Genomic DNA, 18219 nt, shown 5'->3' on the forward strand with positions numbered 1-18219 from the left:
GGTGTGGGGGGCGTGGGCGGCAGGGTGGTCACCGGGCGCCTCCCAGGGGCAGAGTGGCGAGCATGCCGGGCACCTGTTCCCGGTCGAGACGGGCGAGTTGCGCGCCGGCCCGCCGTGCGGCGTCCTGCAGGGCGCGCCGGGCGGCCACCAGTTCGTCGTCGCTGCGCCCGGTCACGCGCACGTGCCCGCACAGCGCCGTCTCCTGCCGCTCCCCGCGCCACAGCGTCAGACTGAACGTCGTAGCCAGCGCGGGCACACTGGTCAGCACGCCCACCAACTGGGCCAACGATGCTCCAGAGCCGCCGACTTGGGGCCAGCGCCGTACCCAGTAGGTGGTGTGCCGGCGGTTGTCGCACCGCCAGCTGCGCCCGGACTCCTCGGTCCGCCGCTCCCGGGTCCCGGTCCGCCCGGCCTCGGCGGTCACCAGCGGATTGGCGCAGGTCGAGGTGGCCAGGGCGGCCGTCAGCTCCTCCTCGTCGAGCACGGTCGTACGGAACCCGGCACCGGTGAGCCGGCTGGCCAGGTGGTCGGCGACGCGCGCGAGACACTTCTGCGCCCCGACCAGCCCGCCGCCGCGCGCGGCCACCGCCTCGCGGCACAGCTCGGGGTCGAGTTTCAGCGCGATCCAGACGATACGGACCGCCGGGGCACCGGTCTGCTCCTGCAGCGGCAGATAGTTGGTCACGGCCACCGAGTGCTGGGGCAGATGCAGCGCCGGCGCGGGCTGCGTGTGCAGCACGATCTGCGCCGACTCCAGCCGTATCCCGTCCACCTCCAACGCGTCGCGCACGAGCGCGACCGGCAGCGGCTGCCGCCCCCGCTCCGCCCGCAACGCGGTGACGTCCGCCTCCACCTGCACCACGGCGCTCAGGAACGTCCCGTCCCCGACCATCCCCACCGGCCGCGGCTCCCGCCCGCCGAAGGAACAGGTCCGCAGCCCGGGCTCGCACTCGACGACCGGCGCCAGCCCCGGCTCGATCCCCGCCGGCACCACCAGGCCCGCCGCCCGCCGCTGCCGCGCCCGCAACCCCCGCGCGACCACCAGCCACTCGGGCAGCGAACGCCCACGCCGCCGCACGAACGCCAACAACACGAGCCCCACCGCGAGGACAGCGGCCGGTACCAGAGCGACAGCCCCGACCGCCGCCCCCACCAGCACTACGGCGACAGCGAGTTCGACCAGAACGAGCCGTTGCAGCCGGAACGAACCCCCCTGTCCCCGGCGCGTCCGCAAGTGCAGTGGCCCGGTGGCCTCGCCCCGGGGCGCCGACCCGGTTGCCCGACGGGCGGGTTCGGACCCCGAGGTCTGCGCACCCCGATCCCGGGAGCGGCCGCGCGGTCTCGACCGCGTACCGGAAGCCATCACTGCGTCTCCCCGTTTTGCTCACAACACGCTGGGCAAAGGCCCCACTTGGGCCTCCGCAAGGCCCCGGTACCCTATCCGCTCCACACGTTTCCGTGGCCACCATGCATAGTAGGGGGCCGGTCTGACATCGCCGGGCGGGACGGAACCCGCGGGTGGGACAACGTGGGACAACGGGGAGAGACAGGCGTCATGGCATCACGGCGGGACGAACTCAACGCCTACACGTTCGCCAAGAAGCGTACGCTCGCGGCGTTTCTCCAGCCGTCACCGTCCGGTTCCGAGGAAGGCGCACCCAAGCCGCTGCGTGCCGTGGTGCCCAGCCTGGTCGCCGGCGCGCTGACGCTGGCCGCCTTCGGCGCCTGGGGCATGTTCCAGCCCACGGCGCCCCCTGGCTGGGACAAGCCCGGCACCCGCGTCATCGTGGGCAAACAGTCCACCACCCGGTACGTCGTCCTCAAGACGGGCAAGACCGTCCGGCTGCACCCGGTGCTCAACCTTGCCTCCGCGCGCCTGCTGATGAACGGCGCCGACTACCAGGTCATCCAGGTCAGCGACCAGATCCTGGACTCGGGCAAGCCGCCGCGCGGCCCCATCCTGGGCATTCCCTACGCGCCGGACCGCCTGCCGTCCCCCGCCGAGGCCGGCAAGGCCAAGCGCTGGGCCGTGTGCGAACAGCCCGGCGGCAAGGGCGAGACCGTGCAGCAGGCGACGTTCGTCCTCGCCCAGCGGGACGCGGCCAAGACGGACGGCGCGCAGCGCCTCGGTGCGCGTGACGTGCTCTACGTCAAGACCCGCACCGGTGAGCGCTACCTCGTCGACGCACGGGGAACGGCGTACGCCGTCACCGGTACCGAGTCCGACGCGCTGACGAACGCCCTCGTCGGCCCCCGCAAGCCGCAACTCGTCACCAAGGAGTGGCTCGCCACCCTGCACCAGGGCGACGCGATCAAGTTCCCCCGGCTCCCCTCCGGTGTCGGCTCGCCCGCGCACGTGCCGGGCCACCTGGCGGCGGAGGAGAACAGAGTCGGCATGGTCCTCAAGACCGAGACCGGCGACGGCACCAAGTACTACGTCGTGCTGCCCGGCAAGGTGCAGCCCGTCAGCGATTTCACCGCCTGGCTGCTCATCGTCTCGCCGCAGACGGCTGCACTGAACATGAACGGCGAGGCGCGCACGGTGGGCCTGCAGGACTTCACCGCCGACCCCGAACCGTTCGCCGGCCAGTCGGCCAAGTGGCCGCAGCAGCGCACCCGGCAGGTCAACTCGGTGGGCTCGGCCTCCGGCCGCGACACCGTCTGCAGCGTGCTGCGCGACGTCGCCGACGACAACGCCACGACACTCAGCACGTGGGCCGGCACCGACTACCCCGCCGAGATCACCGCCGACGGCACCAGCACGTACGTCACGCCGGGCACCGGCCTGCTCTACACCCAGATCCAGGGCACCGAGACAGGCGCCGGATCACTCTTCCTGGTGACCGACACCGGCTTGCGGTACGCCGTCCAGGCCAACGGCGACAGCGACAGCCGCACGTCGAAGATCGGCGCGAACGGCACGAAGACCTCTGACGGGACCCCCGAGCCCAGCGAAGCCCAGGTCAAACTCGGTTATCAGAGCGTGCGCCCCGTCCGCGTCCCCGCCGCCTGGTCGGAGTTGCTGGCCAAAGGGCCACGCCTCGACACCAACAGTGCACGCCAGCCGCAGGGATCCTGACCGGCCGCCTTCATGGATCCGACGAAGAAGAGGAGCGCCGCACGCGTGGTGCCGACGAAGGCAACCCTGCTGATCGCCGCCGTGGTGCTGACCACCCTGGGCACGGCCTCGCCGACACCCGCCGTTCACCTGGACGGCAGCGGTGAGTGCACCTTCCCCGCCCACCCGATCAAAGGCACCCCCTGGTCGTTGCAGCGCGTCCTGCTCGACCGGCTGTGGCAGGGCACCGACCAGGGCAAGGGCGTGCGCGTGGCCGTCATCGACACAGGCGTGGACGACAAGAATCCGCAGCTCGCCGGAGCCGTCGACAAGGCCGCGGGCCGCGACTACCTCACCAAGGGCAAGGGCGGCGACCCGACCGACGACCAGGTGGGGCACGGCACCAAGGTCGCGGGCATCATCGCGGCCCGCCCGCACAAGGGCACGGGCTTCGTCGGCCTCGCTCCCAAGGCCACCATCATCCCCATCCGGCAGAACGACGCCGACAACAGCGGGAACTCGGACACGATGGCCCAGGCGATCACGTACGCGGTCGCCCGGGGCGCCGACGTCATCAACATCTCCCAGGACACCACCAAACCCCTCTCGGGCACCTCCGCCCTCGCCGAAGCCGTGCGCAAGGCAATCGAGCACAACGTCGTCGTGGTCGCCTCCGCGGGCAACGACGGCCTGGACGGCAAGGTCAAGAACACCTACCCGGCCGCGTTCCCAGGCGTCCTGGCGGTGGCTTCCTCCGACCGCAACAACGAACGCGCCTCCTTCTCGCAGGCGGGAACCTTCGTGGGCGTCGCCGCCCCGGGCGTGGACATCGTCTCCACCGTCCCCGGAGGCGGTCAGTGCACCGACAACGGCACCAGCTTCTCCGCCCCGTTCGTCGCGGGCGTCGCGGCCCTCCTCAAAGAGAAGCACCCCGACTGGAGCACCGCCCAGATCGTCACACAGATCGAACAGACCGCCGAACGGTCGGTCAACGGCCATGACAACTTCGTGGGCTGGGGAGTCGTCGACCCGGTCCGCGCCGTCCAGCAGTCGGACATCACCGACCCACCGTCCACCCCGACGCCCGATCCCGGCCCGACCAAGGCACCACTGCCCGATGTGGCCCGCTTCTCCCTCGCCGAGACCCCCGAGCAGCGCAACCAGCGATACGCCACCTACGCCCTGGGCCTCACCGTCACCTTGGTCGCGGTGATCACCGGCGCAGCCGTGGTCCTGCGGGACCTGCGCCGCCGGCAGCGTCGGCATCTCCGGGGATAGCGGTGATACGCTCGAGGACCCTTCGGACTCGTCCCTAACTCACGGCCCGCACTTTGCAGTTGGAAGGGCAGTGTCAAGTGAGTAAAGTGACCTCTGTATCACGCGGTTGATCACGCGTGACAGCACGGGGGCGGTGCGACGCTGCGGCCACGCGTCGCGCGGGAGCGCAGCAGGTCTTGCCCGCCAGGAGAACCCGGGCAGTTGCCCGGGCAAGCCCGTAGCGGCTGGTGAAAGTCACCGCCGCTTCACAGAGGAGGGCAAGAGCGCATGAGCCTTGCACACAGCGCGCACGAACTGACGAAGCTGGCGAACGACATCCGCGACTTCCACCACCAGGTGGGCGAGCGGGTCACGTCCCTCAACCGGGTCGTGGACATGATCCAGGCCGGCTGGCAGGGCGCGGCGGGCAAGGAGTTCGACACGGTGCAGCAGGGCGTGAACCAGCACCTCAGGAAGCTCCAGGACGACCTGGTCGACCTCGAGGACGCGATGCGGGCGAGCATCGGCGGCTTCACGGACCAGGAGCAGGAGCGCATTTCGGAGATCCGGAAGGTCGACAACTCCTACCAGGTCACCAGCCGCATCACCGAACTCGCCTGAGTCCGCCGCACCCACGAGGGAGATCCGCATCATGAGCTTCAGCGCCGACCGCACCGCCGTCAACTACGACACAGTCACCCAGGCCGCCAACGACGTCCGCTCCACGGCCAAAAGCCTTTCGGAGCAGCTCGAGGCCCTCATGCGCCGCGTCAAGGCCGTCGCGGAGACCTGGGAAGGCGAGGCCAAGACGGCCTACGGCGAGATCCAGCGGGACAGCAGCGAGCAGATGGACCAGATGTGCCAGAAGCTGGCCCGCATCGCCAGGCTCCTCGACGACTCGGTCATCGGCTACCAGGACACGGACAAGGGCAACGCGGCCCGCTTCCGCATGCTGATGGGCTGAACGGCGTGCTTCAGGGTTGAGGGGGGCGGCGCATCGGCGCCGCCCCCCTCGGGTCAGATTTCCGTCTCTCACGACAGCGTCGACATGAGCAGGCAGTACTGCGCAGGCGGACTTCCGTGCGCTCTCGCGAGGGAACAGCAGCGTTGTTGCCGACCACTGCTGCACGGGCGCTCCGCACCGGTTCCGCGCCCTTGCCATATCCGAAACAGAAACTCGCAGACCAACCCTGACCAAGCCGAAAAGGCAATTTTGAGGCGTCAGGCCCGTGCGGGCATTGTGAAATTGCTGGGAAGTCCCGCGCCCCCCTCGCAGCCCAGAGCCTTTGCTACGGCAGCACTTACTGAGTGGATTACGGTGAGGTTCTCCTTCTGCAACGCCGAGGACGCACCGTCCGGCTCGTATCTGTTGGTTGCTTCGCCGCGCAGAACAAGGGTCTCTCGAGTTCCATTGGATGCAAACTTCACACTCGAGCACCTTATGTAAATCACTGCCTGTCTGGAGTTGGCCAGGGCTAGTGAACCCATCTTGTAGGTGGTGAAGTTTGAAGAAACCCTGTTGCTGTTTGGGACTTCAGTTTGGAAAGAAAAGGAAACAGTGATATCGCTCAGGTCTTTCTGTGAACCGTAGATCCAGCAGACGCCTACCTTGTTTCCTTGAGTGACTCCATGCGTCCGGTACTCGGACACGATCTGTTTTGCTGCCCCATCGACCCCATCATGCACCGAGGACGTCGTATAGTCCTCGGTGTCCAATAGATTCGCTACAGCTTTTGTTGCAGCGCTGTTGAGAGAACCGCTGCAGTTGCTTTGGCTCGTCTTGTCGGCTTGGGGCTTTTTACTACTCCCGGCTTGGCATGCAGAAATACTGGAAGCGGCAACCAATGCCAACGCCAAGGCTTTGGTCGCGGTACGAGAGAGCAGCATCTTTTTCCTTTTCAGTCTCCGGTTTGAGGGCGAACTCCCTGCTGGTTCTCGCGATCGGTTCCCTTTCCGTAGCCAGCGATCATGTCGGTCTCCAGATCCTGTGCAAAGTTGCTTTCGTCTGGGTTGATGTGATGCTGAGCCAGGAATTGTGTCATTGGATAACCGGCGTTGAATTCGCCAGTCTTGAAAATCTGGCTGCGCTGCTTCTGAATATCGTCTGCGCTGTCCCTCTGATCTGATTCCGCCCAGTCACCGACAAAGTTCCCCATGACCTGTTGCACGAATGCCTTTCCTTGGTCGGTGGCGAGCGGGATCAGGGTGCCGGCGACGCCTACTGCCGCCGTGGCCGGGAGGAAAGCTGCACCAGTTGCAATGCCTACTCCTACGCCGAACTGAACCCAGGATGCTCGTTTCTGAAGGGCTTCGTTGTATTCCTTGTCTTTTTGCAGCCCCTCGGCTTCCACTTGATCGGCTCGGGACTGGTCCAGCATGCCTTGGACCTCAGCACCGGTTCGCAACGCTTCACGAACGCCGGGCTCATTGATGTGGCCATGGGAGTTCACCTGGCCATCCATTGCCGACGATGTATAGACACGTTCGGCGGTGGCGACTTCCGAGTAGGCGTCGGGGTGCTGTCCTAGTGCGCTGAGGAATTTACGGGCGCCATCCATACCGAACTCGGCGTGCCCGTGTGCTCCAGCACCGGGCGCGAACATGCTGTCGGATCGATTCTCATTGAGAGCCCAGTTGATGTCGTCAATGTAACCAGCCGCCATCCGTCCGATACTGTCGGACAGGACTTCCTGCTTCTTCAGCAACTCAGGATCACTGTACGCTGCTACGACCTTTTCCATCACCTTGGCGGCATCGTCATTACGAGCGAGTTTGGGTGAGGGGTCGTCGTAGGCGTGCCCAAGAGTCGCCGACTCCAGTGCATGTCCAAGGCTTTCGTAGCCGTACTTGTTCGTCAGGCCACTGCCGGTATTCTCCTCTGGCCAGTCCCGGTCGTGCGTGAAATATTTGAACGCGTCCACGTCCTTGTGGTCGTGCGTGTTATCTGGCGTGAGGTCCAGCTTGCTGGTGAAGAACTCCTGCGATGCTCGCGGATTGTGCCCAAGGGCCTCCATGAAGCCTTCCATGGGATCCTGCCCGACATCTTTTCCATCCCAGTTCAGCTTCGGTGGCATTCCCAATGGGGAGTCCCATGCCTGCTGCGGTTTCAGCCTTCCTTCATGCGTCAAGCGGCGTTCTGCAGCAAATGCCGCATGTCCGTAATCCTGGAGGAACTTCGTATCGTATTCCCCGTTACGCATCAGGTTGCTCATGATCTGGAAGCCGTAGACTGATGTCCCGCGCGTTCGCACCAGGTCATCGCCGGACTTGACCATGTCCGTTTTCCATGCAGCCATCTCCGGGCTGTTGGAATGCGTTGCACTGGCGAGAGTCAGGCCCCAGTTCTTCTGTAGTTCCTTGATTCGCTCCGGGTGGTCCGCTCCCAGTCGAGACCCATCACTTGGGTCACCCATGTCGGCCCAGTAATCCAAGGTTCCTTTGGCGCCGACCTCCAACGCGAACCTCTCTGCAAAGTACCGATCGCCATTATTTTCCTTCAGGTATTTATTGAGGCGGTCGATTTCTGTAACCGTCGCACTGTCACCCTTGGCGACAATCTTCGCAGCGGCTCGGGCGTCTTCTGCGTCCTGGACTCTTCCGGCTTGCTTGAGTGAGTCGTACTCGGTCCCGGAGAAGTTGGTCTCGTCCTTGCCGACGAGCGTCCGCAACGCCCGGGAAGCGATCTCATCGGCATCGTTGGCCTTGTCCAACGCTGCCTTGATGTCTGCGCGGACCTTGTCGAAGTCTGCTTCCTCAGGTTCCGGACCTTTGTAGCCCTTGCCTCGATGGTCGGGGTGCACCAAGTAGCTGACAGCGCCGTTGGAATCGACGCGGATGCCCTTGGCGGGTGCGTCATGCACCACGTCATTCAACTGTTTTTGAGCTGCCGTGAACTCGGCTAGGGCGTCGCGAAGGATACTGTGAATACTTTCGGCTTCCTTGGCGGCGTCGCCGAATTCCTTGGCAGTCTTCTTGACGAACGGCTTGGTGATGCCGGCGTTCTCGCCCTTCCAGTCGGCTTTCTCGGCCTTTCGTTGCATCCCGTTCTCGGCCTTCTCCTGAAGGCTTTTCAGCTTCTTGACCGTCTCCGACCAGTCGTCGACGGCATTCTTCAGGCTCCCTAGCCGGGCGTTGAGGAGCTGGTCAAAACTCACCATGATGCATGCCTCACTTGAAGTGCTTGTCGAGCTGCTCGACAGAGAAGTTGGTCACGAGAATCTCTTCGTGCTTCTGGTGAGTGATGACCGTGTCCTCAAGATGGTTGTGAATGTGCGCGCAGGCACTCAGCAATGCTTCGGCCTGTGAGCGCCACGTGTCCCATGCGTCGTACAGCGCCAAACCGGTCTTGAAGCCGTCCGCCTGCAGGTCGTCGGATGCTTGTCCCGTCTGAGCGCCCGCATGGAATGCGTCCGACTCAAGGTGGTGATACAGCTCCTGAGCATCGTTGCCCACCGCCTTGAGATCGGGCGAGGTCACGGTGTAATCCGATTGACCGCCGCCGCCCCCGGCTTTGCCGTCGGCGAGCTGGTTCAACTGCATGCTGCTCTGCTGACGGGCCACGGCCTTGGTGCGTGCCTGCCCCCACATCTCATCGAACGACACTGCGGTTCTCCCGGCTGTGGCTGGTGACTGAACGACTACCTGTCCGCGTGCTCACGGCTGTTGCCCTGGGTATGGCGGCGGTGCGCCCTCGGCCGGCGCGCCGGTGACGTGGCCATGGGGCGCACCGAAGGGCGGGTACTGCTGAGGGGGGTTCGCGTAGTGCTGGTACGGCTGGTATGCCGGCGGCGGCATGGGCGGGGCGGTCGGGGTCGGCGTCGACCTGCGACGGCGTGCGCGGAGCACCGGGACGCTGATGGCCGCGCCGAGCAGCGCGGCGGCCGCGACGCCCAGGCCGATCCACAGAGACGTGTGGGAGGCGTCGCTCTTCTGTGAGCCGGCCGTGGCCTCGGGGCGGTCGTCGTTCCGCGCCTCACCTGCCGATCCCGTGGGCTTGGAGGCGGTGGGAGAGGGAGATGCGGAGGCTGCCGCAGCCAGGTCGGGGAGCGGGTACACGTCGGGCGGGCCCGGATCCCCCGGGTTCTCCAGTGCCACCCGCGGGCGAACACCGCCGTAGCCGACGTAGTCACTGCGCTTCTCGCCGCCGACCGGCTTGCTGGCCGTGTTCAGCATGACCCGGAGAACCTGGTTGTTGGTCCAGTCGGGGTGTTTGGACCAGATGAGGGCTGCGGAGGCGGAAGCGATGGCCGACGAGTCACTGGTCCCGTACGATTTGCAGACCTCGCTTCCACCGTGGCAGGCATGGACCATGTCCACACCCGGGGCCACCAGGTCGACCTGGGGCCCTCTCTGGGAAAAGGCTGCCACTTTGGCGTTCTCATCGGCAGCCCCGACGCCTACGACGCCTGGGGTAGCTGCTGGATACTCAAGGAAGTTCGATTTGTCTCCGCTGTTGCCCACAGCCGCGAACAACAACTTGCCTTTCGCTAGGGCATATCTGACCGCGGAGGCTAGTTCAGGGGTTCCCACGTTGCGCCGGCCCGGTGAGTCCGAGTTGCCCAGCGACATATTGATGATCTGAGCTTGACTGTCGGCGGCGTATCGAATCGCCTTGCTCAAAACCCGGGAGAATTCAGCTCCGGTGTCGACTTGACCGTAGTCCTCCGTGTTGTACCGCATGCGGATGGGGAGGATTTTTGCTCCAGGAGCCAGGCCGTAGGAGCCGATGTCCGGGCCTCGCGCGCCCGTGGCCGCTATGAGTGCGGCGATCCCGGTGCCGTGCCCGTCCACATCTGTATGTTCGTCACCGCGCTGCTCGGAGTAGTCCTTCCCGTCCAGGACCTGCCCCCTGAGATCGGCCAGAGAGTCGTCCACACCGGAATCGATGACTGCCACGGTGATGCCCCGGCCGGTGCTGACCTTCCACATCTCTTCAGCATGCATGGCAGCGAGGTGCCACTGACGAGCACGCACAGACTCCGCGTAAGCGGGTGTGGCGCCCATTGCGACCAGCAGTATGCCAAGGACAGCTGATACTACCGGCCAGGGCCGCAGCGTCCGGTTGTTGGTACGCATATGCCTTCCTGCGTCAGGGATCGCGGGCTTCAATCCACAACCGGAGGCAGTGATCGCCGGTCACCGCGCACCCAGGTCTCTTCGTCCTCAACCAGGTAGTCCGGTCGTTGCCCCTTTTCCCGGTCTGCCCGAGAGCCAGGGGACTGAGGGGATGCAGTCGGTGTCTGCGCACGGCCGGTCACTGAGCTGCCTGGCGCGGCAGCAGAATTGGAGGACGGACGAACGAGCCCGGAGCCGCCTGGTGTGAAGGGTCGTCCACCGGTACGGCCCGCCTGGATCTGCCGGTTTCCTACGACTCCACCCGTCTCCGAGGCCAAGCGTCGGCCAGAGGCCATGCCCTTGGCGGAGCCCGTACCCCCTGCGGCCGGGCCTTGTGCCGTGAGTCCACGCGGCACACCCGTCCGGCCTTGAACGCCTTCTTTGCCGATGACTGTGCCACGTCCGATGCTGTTTTGCGGGCGCCCGGACCCCGACGACACCGGCCGCCCCCCGACAATGCCGGACTCCCGAGGCGAGTGGGGTGCCCGTCCAGCGACGCTACCTCCAGGTACGGCCCCCTGCGGGGCTTGGGAGGGTGACGGAAGTCGCGGCGTGGGGTACCGGCCTCCCCCGACAGGGCCACCACTGCTGAAAGCGGGTGGCAACAGGGACGGCTGACCGGTCACGGGCAGCTCCTGATGAGGGATACCTGTCTGCGGTGCCGTAGGAATGGTGGGGCTCGGTGCCGACGACCGTGACAGCAATTCCGTGCCATCAAGGTCAAGGGAAGTGCGCTGCGTAGGTTGATCGATAGGAACCCCAGCGTGCGAGCCGACCCGTTGGGAAACGGTGTGCGCGGTGGTGGCGGTGCTGGCATGAGTCTGCAGGTCACGTGCTCCAGAAGCGTGCGCCGCGGGATCAGGTCCCATCCCCTCCGTAGACGGGCCGCCCACGGACAAGTGTTCCCCTCCGTTTCGCCACCAGTTGTCTGAGCCTGTGTTATCGGCCGGCGGCGAAAACGTCGGCGGCGTGACACCGTTCACCTGCTGCGCCGAATACTCATACGTCTGCGCCAGCTTCCGCATCTGCTGGATCGCCTCGGCGCGGGCCGCCTCGATGCGGTGCTGGGCCGCCGTGGCGTCCGACTGGGCCGTTTGGGCTGCCTTACGGGCGTCGGGGTCGTGGTGGGCGCCCGGCTCGTTGGCCGCCGCGATCGTCTTGTGGGCCGCGGCCAGGTCGGCCTTCGCCTTGGTGGTCTCCGACGTGTCCGGCATCGCGGACTTCGCCTCGGCGATGGCCTGGGAGACCGTGGCCATCCAGCGGGAGGCGACCTCGGCGTACTGGCCCAGGCGCAGCGTCGCGCTCGCCGTCTGACCGCTCCAGTCGCGGAACGCGTCACCGCCCTCGCCCTGCCATTCCAGGCCCTTGACGTACTGCATGAGGTCGTCGCCGATCTTCGTGATCGTCGAGGCGGCCTTGGCGAGTTTGGTGGACAGGTGGGAGGCGCCTGCCGTGTCGGCGGACGCCAGCATGGCCGCCAGTTGCTCGTGGGTCATGGACTCGAAGTCCGTGCGAGCGAGCTGCGGCTGTCGCCTCTTCGGCTGCTCGCTCATCACCACTCCTTCGTCTCGTCGGAACCGGGTGCCGCCGATGTGTCCGGCTGCCGCTGTGCGTACGGGTCGCGGTCGGGTACGTAGTACTTCTCCGCTTCCGCGTTGACCGCCCGCATCCGGGCCTTGATGTCCTCGTCCAGGTTTTCGTAACCCACCCGTGAGGCGTGCACCGCGAGTCCCATCCCCTCGATCTGGGCGCTCAGCGCCTTGGAGAGGTTCTCCAGTTCGTCATGGACAAGGGTGTAGGAGTCGTAGAGGAACTGTGCTTCTTTGAAGTCGGAGGAGCCCAGCTGCGCCCGCGGCAGGCGATCCTGGCCGACCTTGCCGGGTGCCGCCTCCGACTTGTCCAGCTCGATGAGCAGTTCGTCGACCCGCTTCTTGAAGCTCTTCATGGCGTTGTGCTGGATGTCCAACGCCATCTGAGGGTTCACACCGGACAAGGTGTCGAAGGACCGTCCCGTGTCCGGGACGTCCCTCGAGCTTCCGCCCCCGTTCGTGCTCACCTGGGCTTCCTCCCCGTTCTACCCACCCGCTCCACCTGGTCGGCCGGAGCGGCGACTTGGTCGATCACTCTAGTGGCGTTGCGTGAGCAACCCCACCTGAATCAGCGACGTACCGCGCTTGCGGGACACGAACACGCCACGGCCCGGCGGCATCGGGCGGGCCCGGACGGTGCCGAGGATGTCGCCTTCACTGGGGTCGCCGGACAGGACCAGGCCCTGCGCGCCCAGTTCCTTCACCCGCTGCATGAAGGACTCGTACATCGCCCGCGAGGCACCGGCGGCGCTGCGCGCGATGATGAACTTGACCCCCACGTCGCGCGCGAAGGGCAGATGGTCCACCAACTGCGCCAGTGGGTTGCCGGAAGCGGTGGCCACCAGTTCGTAGTCGTCCACGATCACGAACAGCTGCGGGCCGCTCCACCAGCTGCGGTCGCGCAGCTCCTGCGGGGTGATGTCCGGCTTCGGCGTCCGCATCTCCATGAACTGGCGCACCGCGTCCATGTGGACCTGCATGGCCGACGCCATCGGCGCGTATTCGAGCAGGTGTGTCTCCGGCACGGCCTCCAGCATGGTGCGCCGGTAGTCGCCGACGACGATGCGGGCCTCGGCGGGGGTGTACCGCTCGGCGATCTGCTGGGCGATCAGCCGCAGCAGGTTCGTCTTGCCCGACTCGCTCTCGCCGAAGACGAGGAAGAACGGGTCGGTGTCCAGGTCGATGAAGACCGGCTCCAGGTTCGCTTCGTCGATGCCGATGGCGATGCCGTGCTGCGGGAACTCGAAGCCCTTCGGGAGCTGGTCGGCCGGCAGCTTGCGCGGCAGGAGACGTACCGTCGGCGCCGGGGGACCCTGCCAGTGGGACGCCACCGCCTGGACGAGCTGTGCCGTGGCGTCCGCGAGGTCGTCCGGGGAGGAGGACGAGTCCAGGCGCGGCAGCGCCGCCATGAAGTGCAGCCTCTCCGGGACCTGACCGCGCCCGGGTACGCCGGCTGGCACGTTCACGGCCACCTTGCGGTCGAACTCGGAGTCCATGGGGTCGCCCAGACGCAGCTCGAGCCGGCCCAGGATCTGGTCCTTGAGGGCCGCTCGCACCTCCATGTAGCGCGAGGCGGAGACGACGACGTGAATGCCGTAGCCGAGACCGCGGCCGGCGATGTCGTTGACGACGCCCTCGAGTCCCTCGTACTCCGTCTTGAAGTTGCCCCAGCCGTCGATCACCAGGAACACGTCGCCCCAGGACTCGCCGGGCAGTTCGCCGGCCGCGCGCAGCCGGCGGTACGTCGCGACGGAGTCGATGCCACGCGCCCGGAACAGCTGCTCGCGGCGGTTGAGAACACCGGCCACCTCCGCGACCGTACGGCGGACCTTTTCGGGATCCAGACGTGAGGCGACTCCGCCCACATGCGGCAGGTCCGTCAGCGCCGCCAGGCCACCGCCGCCGAAGTCCAGGCAGTAGAACTGCACCTCGTGCGGGGTGTGCGTGAGCGCGAACGACGCCACCAGGGTGCGCAGCAACGTCGACTTGCCGGACTGCGGACCGCCCACCACCATCATGTGACCGGCCGCGCCCGAGAAGTCCCGGTAGAGCACCTCGCGTTTCTGCTCGAAGGGTTTGTCGATCAATCCCAGCGGGACCGTGAGAGCGCCCAGGCGCGTGTACTCCGCTGCTTGGAGGCCCCGTTCCGGCGACGCCGACAGCGCGGGCAGCAGCTGGTCCAGCGTCGGTGCCTGGTCCAGCGGGGGCAGCCACACCTGGTGGGCGGGCACACCCTGGCCCTCCAGCCGCTGCACGATGACGTCCAGCACCGTGTCGGCCAGGGCCTCGTCCTCCCTGCGGGTGGCCGAGACCCGGCCCTGAGCCGGGTCGGCGGAGACCTGGGCCACGGGAACGAACGGCGCGGTGAAGAGGGCAGGCCGACGTTCCACGGGCTGACTGCTGTGCGTCACCTCGGGGCCTCCGGCACGGTACGGCCCCGACACGTACGCCGCCTTGAAGCGCACCATCTCGTCCGTGCCGAACTTCAGGTACCCGGAGCCGGGGACGGAGGGCAGGTGATAGGCGTCCGGAACGCCCAGGGCCGCGCGGGACTCGGCGGCCGAGAAGGTCCGCAGACCGATCCGGTACGACAGGTAGGTGTCCAGGCCGCGCAGGCGGCCCTCCTCCAGCCGCTGCGAGGCCAGCAGCAGGTGCACACCCAGGGAGCGGCCGATCCGGCCGATCTGGATGAACATGTCGATGAAGTCCGGCTTCGCGGTCAGCAGTTCGCTGAACTCGTCGATCACCAGGACGAGCGAGGCGAGCGGCTCCAGAGGGGCGCCGGCGGCACGGGCCTTCTCGTAGTCGTGGATGTTGGCGTAGTTGCCGGCCGCGTGCAACAGCTGCTGACGCCGCTGCAGTTCACCGCGGATCGCATCGCCCATCCGGTCGACCAGGGTCAGGTCGTCCGCGAGGTTGGTGATCACGGCGGCCACGTGCGGCATGTGCGACATGCCGGCGAACGTCGCACCGCCCTTGAAGTCGGCGAGGACGAAGTTCAGCGTCTCCGAGGAGTGCGTGACCGCCAGGCCCAGCACCAGGGTGCGCAGCAGCTCCGACTTGCCGGATCCAGTGGCACCCACGCACAGGCCGTGCGGGCCCATGCCGTCCTGCGCCGCCTCCTTCAGGTCCAGCATCACCGGCTGGCCGTTCTCGCCGACGCCGATCGGCACGCGCAGCCGTTCCGGCACGGAACGCGGCCGCCAGGTGCGCGCGACGTCCACGGAGGCGGCGTCGCCGAGCCCCAGAAGATCGGTGAAGTCCAGGTTGGCCAGCAGCGGCTCGTCGCCGTCCCCGCCGCCCATACGCAGCGGGGCGAGCTGCCGGGCCAGAGCCTCGGCCGCGGGCAGCGACAGCCCGTCGGGCACGCCTTCGTAGGCGATGTCGCCCCCGGAGTCCAGTCGCAGCCGCTCGGGGTGGACGACGATCGACAGGTCGCCGCGCGGCTGGTCCAGGTCACCGGAGACTACCTCGACGATCGTCACCCCTTGCAGGCCCTCGACGGCCGCGAACGCCGAGGTCGGAGGCACGATGCCGCCGTCCAGGACCACCAGGATGTGCGGCTGGTCCAGCAGCGGCTGGGCGTCCCGGCTGAAGCGTGGCCGGTTCTCCAGGCGGCCGGCCAGCAACTGCTCCAGTTCGCCCAGGTCGTCACCGAAGAGGCGACGGGTGCCCGCTCCGTCGAACTGCCCGGGCAACTGGCAGTGCGGCAGCCACTTCGTCCAGTCCCATCGGGCCAGGGCTCCCGGTGAGGTCACCACGGCGACGATCAGGTCGTCGGGGGAGTGCAGGGTGACGGCCTGGGCCACCAGCGCCCGCGCCGCCGACTGGGCGCTGTCCGCAGCGCCGGAGACGGTCACGTGGTAGAAGGCCCGCAGGGACAGCGCCACCGGCAGACCGTCCACCTGGCCGTGCACCGCCAGGAATCGCTGCATCGCCCCCGCGCACAACGGTTCGAGTTCGTCCACGGGCGCCGTTTGCGGTGCCACCAGCGGGGTGGCCAGCTGCTGCGGACCCAAGCCGATCCGTACCTGACCGAAGTCCTCGTCCCCGGCGCGGCGTTCCCACACCCGGCTGCCCTCGGCGACGATCGACCACAGCTGGTCGGGCGCGGGGTGCAGATACCACTGCGCATCGCGTTGACGCAGCGCGGTTCTGCGGACCACGCGGCGGGTCTGCGCCAGATAGCGCAGGTAGTCGCGGCGAACATCGGCCATTTGCCCTTGCGTACCGCGGCGGTAGCGGACGATCTGGGAGACGACCATCGCCGCGGTGGACACGAGCATCACCACGCCCATGATTCGCATGAAGGGGTGGGCGTTGGGGGACGCGAAGTAGAACACCACCGACGAGCCCATCCCGAGCGTGGGCAGGACCTGCATCAGCATGCTCTCCTGCTGACCGCGCGGCAGCTCGGGAGGAGCCTCCAATTGCAGCTCATCCACGGGAACTTCGGGTGGCAGCGTGCGAGGCGGGCGCTTGATGACGATCTGGCTCACCGGAGCATCAATCCCCCTATACGGACGATCGGTTGAACACCGGCACCCCCGTGGCGACGGTCGTTTCCCGCTTGGCGGCGATCCTACTTGTCAGCACCGACATCGGCTGCCGGTAGGGTGACGCCCGCAGCGTGCGCATCCGCGAACAGGGGGTCAGTGAAGGTGAGTACGACCGCGGCGACCGGATTCTGCAGAGTCACCGTTGTGGCGCCCGACAGCCGTATCGACGTGGCGCTTCCGGTCGACATCGCGGTCGCCGACGTCTACCCGGAGATCCTGCGCCTCACCGGCCAGACCCAGGCGGTCGGCACGCCGACCGGATACCACCTGGTGCGCCGCGACGGCCGTGTGCTCGACGGCGCCCGCACGCTGGCGGACGAGCGGGTTCTCGACGGAGAGGTGCTCAGCCTCCGGCCGTTCGGCGAGTCGCTGCCGCCGGCCGTCCACGACGACGTGGTGGACGCCGTCGCCTCCGCCGTCGTACGCGACCGGCACCTGTGGAGCGACGACCTGCTGCGCGCGGCCGGGCTGGCCGGTGGCGCGCTGCTGTTGCTGCTGTGCGGCTTCGTCCTGTGGTACGCCGATCCGGTCCGCCACGACATGCACGGACTGCCCGGGGTCGTCGCAGGCGGTCTGGGCGTGCTGCTGACCGCGTTCGCGGGCGTGCGGGCGCGCGTGTACGCCGACCGGGCCGCCGCCGTCGCGGTCGGCCTCGGCGCGTTGCCGCTGCTGCTGATCGCCGGCTGCGGCATTGTCGGCCCGGCGTCCGGGCAGGGGCCGGGCGCACTCCAGTTCATGCTGGGCTGCGCGGCCGTCCTGGTCGCCTCGGTGGCGCTGGTCGCGCTCACGCCCGCCGGTGACGCGCCGTTCGTGGCGGCCTCCTTCGCGGCGGCGGCCGGCACGCTGGCCGGTTTCGCGGAGATCCTCACGGGAGCGTCGGCCACCGAGACCGCCGCTGTGTGCGCCCCGATCGCGATCGGCCTGGTCGCCTTTCTGCCGGCGCTGTCCAGCCGCTTCGCCCGCCTGCCCATCGGCTACGCGCCGCCGCGGTCGACCACCCATGAGGAATTCGACCCGGACTCCGCACGCCGGGACGCCGACGCCCTGGACGCCGAACGGATCGCAGCCCAGGCCCGGCGCGGCCACGAGATGCTGCTGGGCCTGGTCGGCGGCACCGCCGCCGTGGTCGTCGCCTCCGCTGCCGTCTTGGGGTTCGCCGACGACGTCTGGGCACAACTCCTGGCCCTCGCCTCGGGTCTGGCCATGGTGATGCGCGCCCGTCTGTTCCGCTACACCGCTCAGGTGTCCTGCGTCCTGGTCTCCGGATTCGCCGCCGTCGCGCTGCTGCTGCTCGGACTGGCCCTGAACCCGCCGGACGGTGCCCTCACCGACTTCGTCCTGCACGGCGACCGGGGCACCCTGGACCTGCGTACGATCTGGCTCACCGCGGCGATCATCGCGGGAGCGCTGCTGATCACCGCGATCGGCCTGATCGTGCCGCGCAGCGGGCTGAGCCCCTTCTGGGGACGCTTCATGGAGATCGCCGAGAGCTTCGTCCTGCTCACCTTGGTACCGCTGGCCCTGGCCGTGCTCGACGTGTACGCGAACGTCCGGTCCATGACCAGCTGACCGGCCGATCCATTCCGGACGACACGACAACGCCTGCGCCTCCCCGGACCGGGGGCGTGAGACGAAGGGACCT

The 18219-nt window shown here is 67.5% G+C and carries 13 protein-coding genes; 5 read left to right on the forward strand and 8 right to left on the reverse strand.

Going from position 1 to position 18219, the window contains the following annotated elements; translation table 11 throughout:
- Window positions 1-28 precede the first annotated feature (28 nt).
- A complete protein-coding gene (gene eccE, locus GV126_RS23920; protein WP_159670338.1) occupies window positions 29-1363 on the reverse strand; it encodes a type VII secretion protein EccE in 1335 nt (444 codons plus the stop codon).
- 192 nt (window positions 1364-1555) lie between these two features.
- On the opposite strand from eccE, the gene eccB reads away from it, so the two are divergent.
- The 4 genes from eccB to GV126_RS23940 all read left to right on the forward strand — a co-directional run bounded on the left by eccB (window position 1556) and on the right by GV126_RS23940 (window position 5279).
- The gene (gene eccB, locus GV126_RS23925) at window positions 1556-3079 is read left to right on the forward strand and encodes a type VII secretion protein EccB (protein WP_159670341.1); all 1524 of its coding nucleotides are present in this window, start codon (window positions 1556-1558) and stop codon (window positions 3077-3079) included.
- A gap of 12 nt (window positions 3080-3091) precedes the next feature.
- Window positions 3092-4336, forward strand: coding sequence for a type VII secretion-associated serine protease mycosin (gene mycP, locus GV126_RS23930; RefSeq protein WP_159670344.1), 1245 nt, complete (start codon window positions 3092-3094; stop codon window positions 4334-4336).
- A gap of 267 nt (window positions 4337-4603) precedes the next feature.
- Complete coding sequence (locus GV126_RS23935) at window positions 4604-4936, forward strand: WXG100 family type VII secretion target (protein ID WP_159670347.1); 333 nt, start codon at window positions 4604-4606, stop codon at window positions 4934-4936.
- Between the two features lie 31 nt (window positions 4937-4967).
- Window positions 4968-5279, forward strand: coding sequence for a WXG100 family type VII secretion target (locus GV126_RS23940; RefSeq protein WP_159670350.1), 312 nt, complete (start codon window positions 4968-4970; stop codon window positions 5277-5279).
- Between the two features lie 257 nt (window positions 5280-5536).
- Here GV126_RS23940 and GV126_RS23945 read toward each other — a convergent pair whose 3' ends face one another.
- From GV126_RS23945 to eccCa, 7 genes are all read right to left on the reverse strand, one after another.
- Window positions 5537-6202 carry a hypothetical protein gene (locus tag GV126_RS23945; RefSeq protein WP_159670353.1) on the reverse strand — a complete coding sequence of 222 codons (666 nt, stop codon included), beginning with the start codon at window positions 6200-6202 and terminating at the stop codon, window positions 5537-5539.
- Window positions 6203-6213: 11 nt separating this feature from the next.
- Window positions 6214-8472, reverse strand: a complete 2259-nt coding sequence (locus GV126_RS23950) for a DUF6571 family protein (protein ID WP_159670356.1) — start codon at window positions 8470-8472, stop codon at window positions 6214-6216.
- Between the two features lie 10 nt (window positions 8473-8482).
- A complete protein-coding gene (locus GV126_RS23955) occupies window positions 8483-8917 on the reverse strand; it encodes a hypothetical protein (protein ID WP_159670359.1) in 435 nt (144 codons plus the stop codon).
- Between the two features lie 51 nt (window positions 8918-8968).
- Window positions 8969-10390, reverse strand: a complete 1422-nt coding sequence (gene mycP / locus GV126_RS23960) for a type VII secretion-associated serine protease mycosin (protein ID WP_159670362.1) — start codon at window positions 10388-10390, stop codon at window positions 8969-8971.
- Window positions 10391-10419: 29 nt separating this feature from the next.
- A complete protein-coding gene (locus tag GV126_RS23965; protein ID WP_159670365.1) occupies window positions 10420-11982 on the reverse strand; it encodes a hypothetical protein in 1563 nt (520 codons plus the stop codon).
- A complete protein-coding gene (locus tag GV126_RS23970; protein ID WP_159670368.1) occupies window positions 11982-12485 on the reverse strand; it encodes a DUF2563 family protein in 504 nt (167 codons plus the stop codon). Before GV126_RS23970 ends, GV126_RS23965 begins: the two co-directional genes overlap by 1 nt.
- A gap of 69 nt (window positions 12486-12554) precedes the next feature.
- Window positions 12555-16517, reverse strand: a complete 3963-nt coding sequence (gene eccCa, locus GV126_RS23975) for a type VII secretion protein EccCa (protein WP_159670371.1) — start codon at window positions 16515-16517, stop codon at window positions 12555-12557.
- Window positions 16518-16679: 162 nt separating this feature from the next.
- On the opposite strand from eccCa, the gene eccD reads away from it, so the two are divergent.
- Complete coding sequence (gene eccD / locus GV126_RS23980; RefSeq protein WP_185947876.1) at window positions 16680-18146, forward strand: type VII secretion integral membrane protein EccD; 1467 nt, start codon at window positions 16680-16682, stop codon at window positions 18144-18146.
- Window positions 18147-18219 lie beyond the last annotated feature (73 nt).

The organism is Streptomyces mexicanus (genome assembly GCF_902506575.1).
In the GTDB taxonomy this organism is placed as follows: Bacteria; Actinomycetota; Actinomycetes; order Streptomycetales; family Streptomycetaceae; genus Streptomyces; species Streptomyces mexicanus.

What these genes read in the sequence shown, in the direction of transcription:
- eccB (WP_159670341.1), top strand. Translation starts at nt 1,556, where the DNA reads ATGGCATCACGGCGGGACGAACTCAACGCCTACACGTTCGCCAAGAAG.
- GV126_RS23940 (WP_159670350.1), top strand. Translation starts at nt 4,968, where the DNA reads ATGAGCTTCAGCGCCGACCGCACCGCCGTCAACTACGACACAGTCACC.
- mycP (WP_159670362.1), bottom strand. Translation starts at nt 10,390, where the DNA reads ATGCGTACCAACAACCGGACGCTGCGGCCCTGGCCGGTAGTATCAGCT.
- GV126_RS23935 (WP_159670347.1), top strand. Translation starts at nt 4,604, where the DNA reads ATGAGCCTTGCACACAGCGCGCACGAACTGACGAAGCTGGCGAACGAC.
- GV126_RS23945 (WP_159670353.1), bottom strand. Translation starts at nt 6,202, where the DNA reads ATGCTGCTCTCTCGTACCGCGACCAAAGCCTTGGCGTTGGCATTGGTT.
- mycP (WP_159670344.1), top strand. Translation starts at nt 3,092, where the DNA reads ATGGATCCGACGAAGAAGAGGAGCGCCGCACGCGTGGTGCCGACGAAG.
- eccE (WP_159670338.1), bottom strand. Translation starts at nt 1,363, where the DNA reads ATGGCTTCCGGTACGCGGTCGAGACCGCGCGGCCGCTCCCGGGATCGG.
- GV126_RS23950 (WP_159670356.1), bottom strand. Translation starts at nt 8,472, where the DNA reads ATGGTGAGTTTTGACCAGCTCCTCAACGCCCGGCTAGGGAGCCTGAAG.
- GV126_RS23965 (WP_159670365.1), bottom strand. Translation starts at nt 11,982, where the DNA reads ATGAGCGAGCAGCCGAAGAGGCGACAGCCGCAGCTCGCTCGCACGGAC.